Raw genomic sequence first — 14251 nt, forward strand, 5'->3', positions numbered from 1 at the left:
GTGTCAAACATAGACGGATTCCCTGAAGACATATCCGAAGCATAGGTGTCTTCGGCAGGCGTGCATAACAGAAACCGCTCAGCGCGATGGATCCCTGGTCCCCAGCGGTACGGGCTGCGTCAGCGTTTCAGGTCGCAGAATCCGGTCCAGTTCCTCTTTCGATAACAAGCCCTTTTGCAGCACGATCTCATAGACGCTACCACCGGTGGCATGCGCTTCCTGCGCGACGGCAGTCGCATTGGCGTATCCAATGTATGGGTTCAACGCCGTGACAATACCGATGGAATTCTCCACGATTGCGCGAAGCCTTTCCTCATTCGCGGTAATGCCCTTGACGCATCGTTCCGCCAGCGTCAAACAACCATTGCGCAGATGACTCACGCTTTTGAAGAGGCTGTGGGCAATGATCGGCTCGAACGCATTGAGTTGGAGCTGCCCTGCCTCTGCCGCGAAGGTCACGGTGACGTCATTACCAATGACTTCAAAGGCGATCTGATTGACGACCTCCGGAATAACGGGATTTACCTTGCCAGGCATGATGCTGGAACCTGCCTGCATCGGTGGCAGGTTAATCTCATTCAGACCTGCTCGTGGGCCGCTCGACAGCAGGCGCAGGTCATTGCAAGTCTTCGATAGCTTTACCGCTACACGCTTTAGGACCCCCGAGAGCTGGACGAAGGCGCCACAGTCTTGCGTTGCCTCGATCAGATTCGGAGCCGTCTGCAGCGGGATGCCAGTAATGTCACGAAGCCGCTGCAATACCAGGGGCGCGTAGGAAGGGTGCGCGGTGATGCCCGTACCGATCGCGGTGGCACCCAGATTGATTTCGCAGATGAGCATTGATGCTTCACGCAAGCGCTGCTCGTCCTCACCTAGCATCACCGCGTACGTACTGAACTCCTGACCCAGCGTCATCGGCACGGCGTCCTGCAGTTGGGTACGTCCCATCTTGATAATGTGCGCGAACTCCGCCGCCTTGGCTTCGAATGCGTTGCGCAGCGTCGCCATCGCGTCAATGAGTCCAGCGATACCAAACCACGTCGCCACTTTCAGCGAACTCGGATAGACATCGTTGGTGCTTTGGCCGATGTTGACGTGCTCGTTGGGATGAAGATGCTCGTATTCGCCTTTGTGGTGCCCAAGCAGTTCCAGCGCACGGTTGGCGATGACCTCGTTGGCATTCATGTTTGTCGAGGTACCCGCTCCGCCTTGAATGACGTCCACGACGAATTGGTCATGCAGATGACCAGCGATGATTTCCTTGCAGGCGTCCACGATCGCATTGCAACGCCGCTCGTCCAGGAGCCCCAACTCATGGTTGGCAAGGGCAGCCGCCTGCTTGATCGCCGCAAGCGCCTTGATTAACTCCGGGTAGATGGAGATTGGTGTCCCGGTGATTGGAAAATTCTCAACGGCCCGCAGGGTGTGTACGCCATAGTAGGCATCCGAAGGGACTTCTTTGTCCCCAATGAGGTCGTGTTCAGTACGAAACGATGTGGCGGCCATGGCTCGTCTCCCTCAGCAGCATGCGTATCGTGAAGTGTATGAAGTTACACCGCCCGAGTGGGTCTTATGCAAAGAGAGTATTACGCCGACCACGATGGTGACGGTTATGCACAAGGAACATCGGCTGTCACACGTTGCCCGTGGCGAAGTGGCGGGATGCCGTCCCGCCGGCAGGGCTTCCGTGACGATGCAAAGAAGGCCTGTCATGGCCCGCCAGCGGCTCCGCCATCGATCCAAAATAATTTGCATTGCCATTTGGCCGGTAAAACGGTCCGGCGCATTTCGGAAGCATTGTTTTTTAGAATGAAAACAATGGGTTACGTCGATTGTCGCTGTATGAACAAGGGGCAAATCGCCTGATTTGCTTCCCCGCGTTGCCGCCGTCGCCTTCTCTTCGGTGAATGCAAGGACTTGTCGCAATACACCTGGTACCACATTGCCTGAACACCGGCACGGCAGGACGCGGCCAGGCTGGGCACTCGACCATGATGCCGCTGCTCTGCGCACAATTTTGCAGACCCCGGGGTGCCATCAGGCCGATGCAGGCTATGCGCCGCTGCGGAGCGAATCGACTGACTCTATATCGAAGAGGCGGTGTAGATCTTTTCTCCGAAGACGCGCGGCGACGAGCGGAGCGTGACGTCTTTTCGCAAGTACAAGTTTGCGTCGCTCTTGCTGGCATCGCGACATGGACTCGAGCATGCGCCCCACCCCCGCTGTTTCGGCACGTGCTTCCAGCCGCTCAGTGACAGCGCTCGCGTTTGGCGACTTGAATATGTTGATTCTCGCTGCCGGCGCCAGACGCGCCTCACGTTGCCTCTGCTCACCATAGAATGGTACTTGGCATTAAGCGCGACTCTCACGAGCGCAGCGCAGAGTCGTCCGTAACCCGACCGCTTTCAAATCGGGCCCCGAATTCCCGCTTCAATGCCAGATCGCCAAGGGGGCCGCGATCGCCCCAAGCCTTCTTCCCCGCCTTGCTCAGTGGCCGCCGGGGAACTCCGAAAGATGCTACGCAAAAGATCCCCGCTGATACGATCCCTTCAGTGTCCGTCTGCGTACCAGCAACCGCAGGGTTCTCTTTCCAATAGAAACCCTTACAAATCAAGAAGTTAGGACTGTCCACCGGAAAGTCCGCAAAAATTCAGGCATTCCATGGGAACGTAGATCTTTATAACTCATTGATTTGATTGACTTTCTACTAGAAACCAGTCGTTAGCCCTACAAAGAATTGCGGAGACCTGTGGAACGGTATCCGTCCGCCAGGCTCGACATCCCATTCGTCGCTCGCGAATCAATCTCCTATGTAGCGAATAGGGCAGTAGCAGCCGACACCGTTTGATGGCCATCCCCCATGCCCGGGCTAGGCGAGCGATGACCGTTGGATGCTCACCTGCCCTTTTTGCACGGCCAAGGCGAAGCGCAGGTTCAGGGGCAACGAGCCATCCCGCCCCATGACTACCTGGGCATGCGCATCGATCCGTCCCAAGCTGGTCCCGTCGCGTCTCACGACCGTCAACCCGTGCGACTTGGCGAGAATCGAATTCAAAAGGTTCTTCGCGCTTTGCGCCTCAGTGGCAGCACGGGTCGTCGCTTCCTTGCCCGAGGCAATCGCAGCGAAGTCCAGAGCCTTCCCCGCAAGCGACCGGATGTATGCGTATGCCTCCCGGCCAGAAAGCGTCGACAGGCGTTCGCGGAATGCCGTGACAATGGCCTCTAGTCGCTTGCCATGACGCTTGGCAATGCTCATGAGCGAGAACACGGCACGCGCAGTCAATCCGAGCTTGAGAAGCCAAGCCAACGAAAGTGGTACCTTGGAAACTGAATCAATTCCCGCCGGCGGCTCGCTTGCGAATGAATTCTGTAAAGACTTCTGCTCGTTGGTATGTTCCTTATATTGGCCGTCTTCCATTGTGAGAGACGGTTCCTTGTGGATAACTTTTTGACGCCTGTCTTCCTTTGATGACCTGCCGACGAGGCCAAGAAGAATCTGTGCCTTCTCTGTGAGTCGAACCGGCGAGACGTGGAACCGCCCCGAGCGCGCAATGCGGATCTGCTCACGAACGACATAACCGTGGCGCTCCAAATCGGCCAGGCCACGATAGAGGGACGACTCGCTGTTGAGCAGAGACTCGGCGCGCAGCAAATCCCGGCGCGGCCAGATAGACGAGGAGGGGCGAGTTAAATTGAAGAATCGCAGAATGCCAAAAAGGACCCGGCGGGCGGTAGTCCCAAGGTCCAGGCAATTAAGCGGATCGAATACGGCGGCTCGGGCTTCGATGAGCGCGAGGGGTAGGGTAGAAGGGCGAGCAATAGCCTCGCCCGGCGCGTAGCGTTGCGCAATAGTCATACTGACTCCGATTTTCCAAGGACGAACGCCCTCCGGAGCTTGACTAGGCAAAATGACTCGCTACACTGAACACTCGTTGCGACTCGTGTTCACGGTTCCCGCCGTAGATACGTGTAGGTTGAGTTTTGAGCTATCAAACTCCACCAAACCGAGTTTCGGATTCCCGTCCGAAACTCAGCAGAGGCCTGGGTTCCCGCCCAGGCCTTTGTCTTTGTGGTGAGGGATGTGTCAAAAATGCGATTTACTTCATTCGCTTCGCTCTCTCAATGAGTTGTAAAAGGCAGAAGTTCTGCCTTTTAGTTGCCCGTCTGCGCGTTGGCCTCGATAAACTCCCGCAGCCGCTTTTCCCAGGCTTGGGCGTCTTCGGCCTTCTTGAACTTCAGCGTGACCGTCCCATTACGGGTGGTCACCGCACACAGTTCACGCGTTCCCACCTTGATCCGATGTGTTTCACCCGCCGCCGGGGCGACAGCTCTTTGCCGCACCCGCGCATGGAGAAGGGCGATCGCCTGCTTCTGCGTGATCTTTTCGTCGCTCAGAAGCTTCGTTACGACCTCCGTGACCGCGGCTTCCTGGTCCGGGTGCTCGCCCAAAAACGTTGCCATCTCGTAAGCCGCGTTAACCCCCAAGCGGCCACGATCCTCTGCCGCATCCAGCGCCGCGATGGCGGGTTCGGGCAAACGTGCATACGAGAACAGCTTGCTCAGGTGCCCTGCGGAAATGCCCGCGGCCGCCGCAATATCCTGTTGCGACTGGCCCGTACGATCGAGGTGCTTCCGAAACCCAAGGTACTTTTCGAAGTCGGGCAGCGACGGCGAGAGCAGGTTCGAATAGAACGCGGCTTCCTCGATCTGCTCGACGTCCGCGAGATCGGCAAACACCGCCGGAATCGCGTCCCGGCCGAGTTCCTTGAAGACGTAATAGCGGTTGTGACCGGCTACGAGTTCCTTCTTGCCGTCTCCGCGCACGACGAGCGTGATCGGGTGAACCAGCTTGTTATTACGCAGGTTCTCCCGCAGCTCGGCGTACTGTTCAGGCGTAAGCTTGCGCCGACGCCCGGGGACTTCGGTAATCTCGTCGAGCGCGACTTCGACGGCCTTGCCGATGCTCGCCTCGAGCTCGGCAACCCGGCGTTCGGCCGCCGCGACGGCAGACTGCGCGGCCAGCATGCGCCCTGGCGAGGTCTTGGGCTCGTTGGCTTCGGATTTAGGCGTATTGGATTTGACTGCGATGTTGGCGGTCTTCGCCAACAACTTGTCGCCGATTCTCATACTTCTTTCCTTTCTGTCCACGCCCTGACGAACTGGTCGTCGATATGCAGGGCGAGCTTGTCCAGCGGATCGCGGAAACGCTGATACGCTTCGACGCTGCCGTCGGGCTTGGAGAGGTCATAGACGGTCGCCAGTTGTGCCGAGGCGCCCTTGGGGACCGATGACTCGGGAATTTCGATGCTCAGTACACGATTGCCGTAGGCCTTGACCATCCACTCGCGCACGACCCGCGAGACTGCATCCTGCTTCACCTTGGTGAGCACGATGTTGATGAAGTCATAACGTTTGGATTCCAGTACGCCAGGCAGCTTCTTCGCGATATCCGAGAACAGGTGCCAGAACTGCGTCGAGCTGGCAAAGTCCAGTCCGTCAGGCGGGCAGGGCATCAGAATGCCATCCGAGGCAATCAGCGCATTGATCGTGATGTAGCTCAGTGCAGGCGGCGTGTCGATGACAATCACGTCGTACTGCTCGGACAGCGGCACCAGAGCCTTGCGCAGGATGTCCCAGAACTCGAACCCCGACTCGGACAGCACCTTCGACGGAATCTCGAATTCCGCATCGAACAGTGCCGACGAGGCCGGGATCAGATCCAGGTTGTGCCAATAGGTCGTCTGGACGGCATAGTCCAGCGTCGTCTGGTCGCCATAGATCAGCGGCAGCAGCGTCTGCTCTTCGGCAATCTCGGCATCCGGTGCCCAGCCGCAAAGCTGGGTCGTCGTGCCCTGCGGATCGCAGTCGACGATCAGGACCCGTCTGCCGAGCAGCGTCAAGGCTTGCGCCAGGCAGACCGCGGTCGTGGTCTTGGCGACACCGCCCTTGAAGTTGCCGACCGTGACGATCCGCCCGCGCTGGCCTTCGGGCCGCTTCATTCTGCCGTTCGCGTGCCGTACCCACGTAATGGCATCTTCCAGGCTGAAGACCTTCGCCCGTCCGTTGCCCTGTGAGGTACCCGTCGGCAAACCACCTTTGGTAGCAAGATAATGGAAGCGCGCCTTGTCGACCCCGCAAAGCGTGGCGATCTGGCTGCTCGTGAACGAGGGCGGAATCTTACGGGGATAAGGTTCCAGCATGGCATCCCGAATTTGCCCAAAGACGTCGTTAGCCTGCGCCGCAACGGCCGCAAGCCCGTCGATGGACAGGCCGTGGTCGTCTAAAAAGTCTGGGCGCGGGAGTTCTGCCTTGAGTAAGCTCGTGCGTGCCATAACAGTCGTAAATCCGTTGGAAAGGCCCGGAAGCGCCTGAACGGCGCTGAACCCAAAACTTAGACGCTTTCCGTCAATTAAATGGTTGGCCGTAGAATAGCGACCGTATACGTAAACCGCAAGAAGTTTACGTCACACCGATGCGTATACGCGTCATTTTCTTGTCCGCCGCGATGGATGCAGATGTCGCGTGTGGGGGCTGCAAGCGCGAATTGCATTTTGCAGAAGCAGCGACCCGCTGGATCGGTCGCCGCCGGCCTGTCGGGCTCCGACACCACGGACCTGGATCGCGTCGAATACAAAACCTGTAGCGAACGGAGAGTGATTGCTCACATATCGCGCGGAAGAGGGCGGCCGACCGTTCGTCGACGCCAAAACCGGCCACTACCTGTGGTCGGCAGCGTGTCTACCTGGAATGGGTTTCGCGATCTCGTTAATCGCGCGCCGCGCCGCCTGGCGAGGGCGACTGCACCCGCGCACGACGCTGCAAGGTCGGTGGGTGCGTTGCGCCCGCCAGATCGCTCAAGCAAACGGGAAGGGCCCCTCGAACTGGCCCACGTAGCTGAGGTGAGTGACACCCTCGCCCGTATCCGGCGCCCAACGGTGCAGCAGGAAGGCGGCGGGTTCCAAATAAGAGGCCGGCAGGGCGTCGTCATGGACACGCAGGGCAATCTGCGTTGTGGTGCTCGGACACGTTGACACCGGCACTGCACCGATGCGCGTCTGCATCGTACGGTGAACATGTCCCGCGATAATGCGGTCGATATTGTCGTGTCGAGAGATCAGGTCGCGGAAGGGAGCGAGATCGCGCAATCCGTACTTGTCGAGATAGGGGATGCCGGTGCTGAACGGCGGATGATGCATGGCAATGACACACCGTCGGCCGTTGTTCGAACCAAGTTCGTGACCGAGCCACGCCAGCGTCGAACGATCCAGCTCGCCATGGTGGAATCCTGGAACGGTGGTGTCGACGGCAAGGAAGCGAATGGCGCCGATGTCAAAGGCGAAGTTGAGAGGGCCGTCTTCTGATGCCGATGGCCAAGGCTGGTCGGGAAAAGCCTCACGCAAATGTCGTCGGTCGTCGTGGTTGCCTGGCATCAGCAAGTATCGAGGTTCCAGCCCGCCAAGAATGGCTTTCAGCATGGCATAGGCCTCAGGCGAGCCGTCGTCGGTCAGGTCGCCGGTAATCAGGACGGCATCCGGGGCAGGGCGCAGGCGATTGACGGCTTCTACGGCCGACACCAGCATTGCATTGGAATCCACGAGGTTTTGATACAGCAAGCCTTTGGGTCGCACATGGACATCCGAGAGTTGCGCAACGACGGTCATGAGATTTCCCTCTTGTTGTTGCCTCCGTCCGAGATGAAGCCGACGGCTTTCATTGCCTCCAGAGCCGCCGTAGCGACGCTTACCGTGCCCGCATGGTGATCCTGGCCGGCGCCCACCTGCGTTGGGTATTACTGGTCAGCTGGCTGAGTCGGTCCGGTACGTTGTCAGAAGCCGCCTCGGTCATCGTACTCCATAGTGAGTTCGACCAGCTTGCGCGTCGCGTGACCATAGCGTTGCGCGATGTCGATCAACGTGCTGTGCAGTTGCCTGGCCGGCAATGTGTCGGGTTCCAAACGTACCCGATAGGCGTTACCGTGGGCAGCGGGCGATGCCGGCTCAAGCGTCAAGCCGCTGCGCATCCGTACGAGACCTGATGCTACGGCGACGGCCGTGGATCTGTAGGTCCGCGACCAGGCGTCCGCGGCCAGGGCGAGCTGAATGTCATCGATGCCATCCATCACGGGAATCGCCATGGTTTCGTGTCGCCAGAACGTGAGGGTATTGGTGACGAGCGTCCGGAGGCTGCGCGCATCGATGCGGAATGGGGCGGCATCATGGGTGGTCCCCCAATCGCTCACGCCAATCGAAGCGGCCACCGATCTCGCCTGCGCCCGGCCGGCGATGGCTTGGACAATGGCCACACTGATCGGCACGGATGCGCTGACGCCTGTTGTCGAGATGATGCCGCGGTCGGCAACGTAGCGGCGATTGGGCACGTGGGAGGCACCCGGATGTCTGCCAAGCAGTGTGGCCCTGTCATACCAGTGCCCGGCGAACCGACGATGATCGAGAAGTCCCGCGTTGCCCACCACCCGCGCGCCTGAGCATATCGCTACGATTACCGCACCTTTTGCAGCCTGGGCGCGAATCCAGCCGATGATGACGGGGTCATCGTCGGCATGCATCGCCGGCACGATGACGTAGTCCGCGCCCTTTGGATATCGGCTGTCAAAAGACGCCACGTCATTGGGCAGGTGGACGGCGAGGGCGGGCATCAGATTTACGCGTCCCGGTTTTGACGCCACGGCCTCTACGGTGGCAACGTTTGCCCGGCGCAATACGGCGTAGGGCACCAGAAAATCAGTGGTTTCCGTACCTTCGTTAAGCGCAAGCACGGCAATGACGGGCTGTTTCTGGCGTGGGGAAGGGATCGGCATGTCCCCGGCGGAGATAGAATCCCCGCCGTGGGCTGACCCGCTGGCCATCTGCAGACTGGCCATCACAACGATCCAGACGAACCTGAACGGGAATGCCACGCTATTTTCTCGAAATCCTGAACATGCCCGCAGGGTACGGAGCACGCTGATGGCGAGCAAGGACAACATTGCCGCACTTTCTGCCAGCGTTGGCACCGGCGCGGTGTCGACCCGCCACGTTGTTGTGGTGGCATTCGACGGGGTCGAAGCCATCGACGTGGCCGGGCCGGCCAGTGCACTGAGCAAGGCAGCCGAGTACGTTCCGGGTGCTTATCGACTGACGATTGCCTCGCCGAGCGGCGGGGATGTCAGAACCAACGCTGGCCTGACCATTGCCGCGACCGAAGCCCTGAGCGCAGTAGCGGCGCCCATCGACACCCTTATCGTGGCAGGCGGCGATGAGCCTGCCTTGCGTGCTGCCATTGTCGAGCAAGGGGTTGGCGAATGGGTGGCGCACATGGCCCCCGAGGTCCGACGCGTGGCCAGTGTGTGTACCGGTGCGTTTGCGCTGGCCGCAGCCGGCCTTCTCGACGGCAGGCAATGCACGACGCACAGGAATGCGTGCGCGATGCTGCAATCGATGTTTCCCAAGGCCCACGTACTGAACGACCCCATCTATGTGTGTGACGATGGTCTCTGGACTTCCGCTGGCGTTACCACGGGACTCGACATGACCCTCGCGATGATTGAGGCCGATCTGGGTCAGCCCGTGGCGATAGAGATCGCACGCAATCTGGCCGTCTACATGCTGCGCGGCAGCACCGAATCGCAGGACAGTCGCACGTTGGCGGCACAGGCCGGCGCAACGCCGCGCGTGCGAGGGTTGGTGACCTGGGTCATGAACAATCTGGCAGGCGATCTTTCGGTCGAAGCGATGGCGCGTAGGGTCCTCATGAGCCCGCGCAATCTGGCCAGGGCATTTGTGGCCGCGACCGGCAGCACGCCTGCAGCCTTTGTCATGCGGGCGCGATTGGACCGGGCCACGACGTTACTTCTGCAAACGGATTGGCCGCAGGAAAAGATCGCCTCGGCGAGTGGCTTCCGGTCAGTGGACGCCTTTCAGCGCAGCTTCGGTCGAGAGAAGGGCTGCACTCCTGACTCGTACCGCTCGAATGGCGGAAAGTCGGTTTGAATGCATGAGGTCTCCCCCGGTAGCCCTCTCCATGGCAGAGAGCTCCCGCTGGGCGAGGCTGGTTGCGTCCGGCGTCTCGCGGATTCGCGGCTGCGCAATCCACAGCATGGCGACGGGAATAATGGCCAGGCACAGCAAGCCCGGGACAGAGGCCGCCACCGCCCATTCGAGCCAATTGATGGAAACACCCTGATCGGCTGCAAGCTTGACGGCGAGCGGGTTACCCGCCATGGCCGTGATGAACATGCCCGCTGTAATGATGTTGGCATGAAAGGCACATAGGATCAGATAGGTGCCGACCTTGCCGCGGGATTCGGGATCATTCGCATGGCTGCCGAGGATTTCCGAAATGGCCCGGGTGATCGGCAACATCACGCCGCCTGCGCGGGCGGTGATGCTCGGCACCGCCGGCGAGATAATCAACTCGGTTAGCGCAAGACCATAACCGAGTCCCAGTGTCCGCTTGCCCAGTAGACGCATGAACATCAGCGCGATGCGGCGGCCAAGTCCGGTCTTGATCACGCCCCGCGAGATGAAAAAGGCGAGCATCACCAGCCAGACCAGATCTGTGCCCGTCGATTTGGTAACGTCGGCAAAGGCGAGTACGCCGACGAGCACGCCCACCGTGGACCCGATTAGGGCCACCGCCGACATCGGCAAGGGCGCAGTCGTGATACCGGCGATGGTTGCCACGAACACGGCGAACATGTGCCAGGCTTTGGGCTGGAGCCCATTCGGTGACGGCAGGTACCACAGGACGATGCCAAGTCCAACCGGCACAAGCAAACGCCAAGCCTTGCCCAAATGTCCCGCCGGCGGCGATGCCTTGCTGGTCGGCGAACTTCCGGCCGGGGAGTCCTTGGGGGGAGATGGCCATGATGAACCTCCTGGTTGGCTGCTGATGCGGCCGGTCCGGTGCACTGAAAAAAGGGCTACCGGCCCTGGAGCACACTGTGAGTCGTCTCTTTGACGATGCGTGCACTGCGTTGCAGGGCCGCACGTTCGTCGGGGCCGAGTTCCGGATATGCCAGCAACCCTGCGCCGCTGCCGTTGACCACGGTCGGTAAGGACACCCTCCGGTCGATGTCAGAAAGCCACGCCAACCGATAAGTGGCGCGGGCATTCCCGTCGCGTCTACGGCTCCATGTCGACGCCAGGCAGCGTACGACGCGACATCTGCGTCTAATTTGGTGGACTATGCCGCTTTCGCCATTGGACCTTGGGCTAATCCCGTCGAAAGTACTCACTGTTTGCTTTTCGGGCCTCAATAATGAGACTCAGGGCGGCCCGGAAAGGGCGTATCCGGGATATGACCTGACCGAAATTGCGGACGGGTTCTCCAGAGCGATTCGTACGCTCTGGATCGGCCTGTTGGGTTGAACTGGAAGGAGGAAAGCAAAGATGGCCTCGTCGACCGCGCTGACACCCCCCCTTTGTTTCCACTGGCAATCTGCCCGGGCACGACGCGGTCAGGTCGCTGGTCGAAGCGGCTTACGAGCGCTTCCGCGATGAAGCCGGCGGCAAGCTGGCCGACTACATCCCGGCGCTGGCCGAAGCGGATGCCTCCGCCTTCGGCATTTGCGTTGCCAACACGCGGGGGGACACGTTCATGGTCGGCGATGCGGCACAGCCGTTTTCGATCCAGAGCGTGTCCAAGCCTTTCATATTCGCGCTGATATGCGACGCGCTTGGCGCCGAAGAGGCCGCGGCGCGGCTTGGCGTAGACGCTACCGGCCTGCCCTTCAACTCCATCATGGCGATGGAACTGCGCGCCGATGGCACCAGTAATCCCCTCGTCAACGCCGGGGCGATTGCCGCGACAAGCCTGGTGCCAGGCACTGACGCCGAAGACCGCTGGGATCAGGTTCGCCAAGGGTTGTCTCGCTTCGCCGGGCGGGAACTGGAATGCGATGCGCGCGTCTACGCCTCGGAAGCGGCCACCAACCAACGCAACGCGGGCTTAGCACACCTCCTGCGCGGGCATGGCCGGCTTTATTGCGATCCGGATGAAGCTGTGGACGTCTACACGCGGCAATGCGCCCTGCTGGTCAGTGCGCGCGACCTTGCGCTGATGGGTGCTACCTTGGCCAGCGGGGGGCGTCCATCCAGTGACGGGCGAGCAGGTCGTCAGGGCCTCGACATGTCAGCGTGTACTGGCGGTCATGGCGACAGCGGGTCTGTACGAGCGCTCGGGGAGCTGGCTGTACGACGTGGGCCTGCCAGGCAAGAGCGGCGTCAGTGGGGGCATCCTGACGATCGCACCCGGCAAAGGCGCAGTGGCGACATATTCGCCCCCACTGGATGCCGCCGGCAACAGTGTGCGTGGTCAGCTGGTCATGCGGTTCCTGTCCGAGCATCTGGGTCTCAACTTGTTCATTTCCGAGCCTGCGGCCCCTAGATCCGGATAGCCCAGTCCGGCCCGGTGCGAGGCACGCCCGGTAGCCCTGTTTGAGAGCCCTGCAGGGTACGGGCAATCGAATCCTTGCTGGCCGGCCGTCCACAATGAGGCGGTCCGTCGGCGCAAGGCATGGCATTCCCGGGCCTGAATCGTCCGCGGCAGCGGTCAGATCCCCGCGCCGCTACGCTCAATTCAGGTGCACGTTTGCACTTTTGACGATCTTGCCCCACTTTGCGACGTCCGATTGCATCAGCATGGACAACTGCTTCGGCGTGCTGCCTTCCAGGATGACGCCCTGGTCGGCCAGCCGCGCAGCAAAATCCGGCGCGGCCACTGCCTTCTGGACCTGCGTGTTGAGCAACTCGACGATCTCCGGCGATACGCCTGCAGGTGCCAGTAGCGCGAACCAGTTCTTCACGTCGAACCCGGGAAGTCCGGCTTCGGCCAGCGTCGGAATGTCCGGGCTCATTGGCAGGCGCCTGGCCTCTACGACGCCAAGTGCTTTCAGCTTGCCGCTCTTCACCAGCGGCATGGAAGACGGCACGCTATCAAAGAACACCGAGACATTGCCGGCAAGCAGATCGGGCATGACGTTATTGCTGCCTTTATACGGGACATGAAGCATGTCGGCGCCAGTGGACAACTTGAACATTTCCAGTTCAAGGTGAGACAGCGTGCCGTTTCCTTGCGAAGCGGCGCTGATTTGTCCGGGCTTCGCCTTGGCCAGCGCGATCAGTTCCTTGACCGAATTCGCCGGGACCGAAGGGTTCACGACCAGCATATGGGGTACATGGCCCACCAGCGAGATTGGCGTGAAGCTTTTCAGAATATCGAAGCCCAGCCTGGGGTATAGGTTCGATGCGATGGCAAGCGAGCCTGACGCCAGCAATAGCGTGTAGCCATCCGGTGCCGCTTTCGCAACGATGTCCGATCCGATGGTGCTGCCTGCACCAGGCCGGTTCTCGACCACCACCGGCTGTCCAAGGCCTTCGGACAGCTTCTGCGCAATGGCCCTGCCCAGGACGTCAGTGGCGCCGGCTGGCGGAAAAGGCACCACCAGCCTGATCGTCCTGGATGGATACGTCTGCGCCAGTGCGCAGCCGGCACCGACAGCCAGCACGCCAAAGGACAGCGCCAAGGCTGCCCAGTGCGCAATCTTCTTCTTCATCAAACGCTCCCTGAAAGACCAGATGCCAATAAGTCTGTGTTCAACATGCAGTGGCGGATCAGGGAGCAACGTCCGTGCCAGCTTCGGACGCCCGGCTACAGGTTCATATCGAAAGCGACGGCAGCTGCCGCGGCGGCACGGTCAGGCGAACACCTCGGCCTCGTCAAGGGTACGCCCGGCAGCGTCCTTGGCAGCCACCATCGGCGTGCCCGCTAGCGGCCATTCGATGGCGACACGCCCGTCGTTCCATCGCAGTGAGCGTTCGTGTTCCGGGTGCCAGGTATCCGTGGTCTTGTAGAGGAATTCCGCGGAGTCCGACAGCACGAGAAACCCGTGCGCAAATCCTTCCGGAATCCACAACTGGCGCTTGTTTTCGGCGGACAACACCTCGCCGACCCACTGACCGAATGTTGGCGAACTGCTGCGCAGGTCCACGGCCACGTCAAACACTGCGCCCGACACGACGCGCACGAGCTTGCCCTGGGGATGTCGAATCTGGTAGTGCAGTCCGCGGAGCACGTTCCGGGCCGACCGGGAGTGATTGTCCTGGACGAAATTGCGCTTCAACCCGGTGGCGGCTTCAAACTCGATGCCGTTGAAGCTTTCGAAGAAGAATCCTCGCTCGTCGCCAAACACCTTCGGTTCGACGATCAGCACATCGGGGATCCGGGTAGGAACAAGGTTCATGGTCATGGC

General features: G+C 60.5%; 11 protein-coding genes and 1 pseudogene. 3 read left to right on the forward strand and 9 right to left on the reverse strand.

Annotated elements, in window-relative coordinates:
* Positions 1–78 precede the first annotated feature (78 nt).
* The 6 genes from aspA to D9X30_RS08845 all read right to left on the reverse strand — a co-directional run bounded on the left by aspA (position 79) and on the right by D9X30_RS08845 (position 8917).
* Entirely contained in the window at positions 79–1506 is a 1428-nt protein-coding gene (aspA, locus tag D9X30_RS08820) for an aspartate ammonia-lyase (protein WP_153949653.1), read from the reverse strand.
* A gap of 1363 nt (positions 1507–2869) precedes the next feature.
* On the reverse strand, positions 2870–3856 hold the full coding sequence (locus tag D9X30_RS08825; RefSeq protein ID WP_153949654.1) for a hypothetical protein: 987 nt from the start codon (positions 3854–3856) through the stop codon (positions 2870–2872).
* A 296-nt stretch (positions 3857–4152) separates the two neighbouring features.
* The gene (locus D9X30_RS08830; protein WP_153949656.1) at positions 4153–5127 is read right to left on the reverse strand and encodes a ParB/RepB/Spo0J family partition protein; all 975 of its coding nucleotides are present in this window, start codon (positions 5125–5127) and stop codon (positions 4153–4155) included.
* The gene (locus D9X30_RS08835; protein ID WP_153949658.1) at positions 5124–6332 is read right to left on the reverse strand and encodes a ParA family protein; all 1209 of its coding nucleotides are present in this window, start codon (positions 6330–6332) and stop codon (positions 5124–5126) included. Before D9X30_RS08835 ends, D9X30_RS08830 begins: the two co-directional genes overlap by 4 nt.
* A 522-nt stretch (positions 6333–6854) precedes the next feature.
* Positions 6855–7661 carry a phosphodiesterase gene (locus tag D9X30_RS08840; protein ID WP_153949660.1) on the reverse strand — a complete coding sequence of 269 codons (807 nt, stop codon included), beginning with the start codon at positions 7659–7661 and terminating at the stop codon, positions 6855–6857.
* Positions 7662–7825: 164 nt separating this feature from the next.
* Positions 7826–8917 carry a DJ-1/PfpI family protein gene (locus D9X30_RS08845; protein ID WP_194946588.1) on the reverse strand — a complete coding sequence of 364 codons (1092 nt, stop codon included), beginning with the start codon at positions 8915–8917 and terminating at the stop codon, positions 7826–7828.
* Positions 8918–8966: 49 nt separating this feature from the next.
* Here D9X30_RS08845 and D9X30_RS08850 point away from each other — a divergent pair, with 49 nt between their 5' ends.
* Positions 8967–9989, forward strand: a complete 1023-nt coding sequence (locus D9X30_RS08850) for a GlxA family transcriptional regulator (protein WP_153949663.1) — start codon at positions 8967–8969, stop codon at positions 9987–9989.
* Here D9X30_RS08850 and D9X30_RS08855 read toward each other — a convergent pair.
* On the reverse strand, positions 9903–10910 hold the full coding sequence (locus D9X30_RS08855; protein ID WP_283780783.1) for an SLC13 family permease: 1008 nt from the start codon (positions 10908–10910) through the stop codon (positions 9903–9905). The two genes, D9X30_RS08850 and D9X30_RS08855, sit on opposite strands and share 87 nt — an antisense overlap.
* A gap of 655 nt (positions 10911–11565) precedes the next feature.
* On the opposite strand from D9X30_RS08855, the pseudogene D9X30_RS29705 reads away from it, so the two are divergent.
* Positions 11566–12021 (forward strand): annotated as a pseudogene (locus D9X30_RS29705) (glutaminase); the annotation flags it as partial.
* A 76-nt stretch (positions 12022–12097) separates the two neighbouring features.
* Positions 12098–12397, forward strand: a complete 300-nt coding sequence (locus tag D9X30_RS29710; protein WP_283780784.1) for a glutaminase — start codon at positions 12098–12100, stop codon at positions 12395–12397.
* A 177-nt stretch (positions 12398–12574) separates the two neighbouring features.
* Here D9X30_RS29710 and D9X30_RS08865 read toward each other — a convergent pair whose 3' ends face one another.
* Entirely contained in the window at positions 12575–13624 is a 1050-nt protein-coding gene (locus D9X30_RS08865; protein ID WP_228771067.1) for a Bug family tripartite tricarboxylate transporter substrate binding protein, read from the reverse strand.
* A gap of 72 nt (positions 13625–13696) precedes the next feature.
* Positions 13697–14248, reverse strand: a complete 552-nt coding sequence (gene rfbC / locus D9X30_RS08870) for a dTDP-4-dehydrorhamnose 3,5-epimerase (RefSeq protein WP_153949664.1) — start codon at positions 14246–14248, stop codon at positions 13697–13699.
* Between the last annotated feature and the right edge of the window lie 3 nt (positions 14249–14251).

This window comes from Cupriavidus sp. U2 (assembly GCF_009663685.2).
Taxonomy (GTDB): domain Bacteria; phylum Pseudomonadota; class Gammaproteobacteria; order Burkholderiales; family Burkholderiaceae; genus Cupriavidus; species Cupriavidus necator_C.

What these genes read in the sequence shown, in the direction of transcription:
- aspA (WP_153949653.1), bottom strand. Translation starts at nt 1,506, where the DNA reads ATGGCCGCCACATCGTTTCGTACTGAACACGACCTCATTGGGGACAAA.
- D9X30_RS08825 (WP_153949654.1), bottom strand. Translation starts at nt 3,856, where the DNA reads ATGACTATTGCGCAACGCTACGCGCCGGGCGAGGCTATTGCTCGCCCT.
- D9X30_RS08830 (WP_153949656.1), bottom strand. Translation starts at nt 5,127, where the DNA reads ATGAGAATCGGCGACAAGTTGTTGGCGAAGACCGCCAACATCGCAGTC.
- D9X30_RS08835 (WP_153949658.1), bottom strand. Translation starts at nt 6,332, where the DNA reads ATGGCACGCACGAGCTTACTCAAGGCAGAACTCCCGCGCCCAGACTTT.
- D9X30_RS08840 (WP_153949660.1), bottom strand. Translation starts at nt 7,661, where the DNA reads ATGACCGTCGTTGCGCAACTCTCGGATGTCCATGTGCGACCCAAAGGC.
- D9X30_RS08850 (WP_153949663.1), top strand. Translation starts at nt 8,967, where the DNA reads ATGGCGAGCAAGGACAACATTGCCGCACTTTCTGCCAGCGTTGGCACC.
- rfbC (WP_153949664.1), bottom strand. Translation starts at nt 14,248, where the DNA reads ATGACCATGAACCTTGTTCCTACCCGGATCCCCGATGTGCTGATCGTC.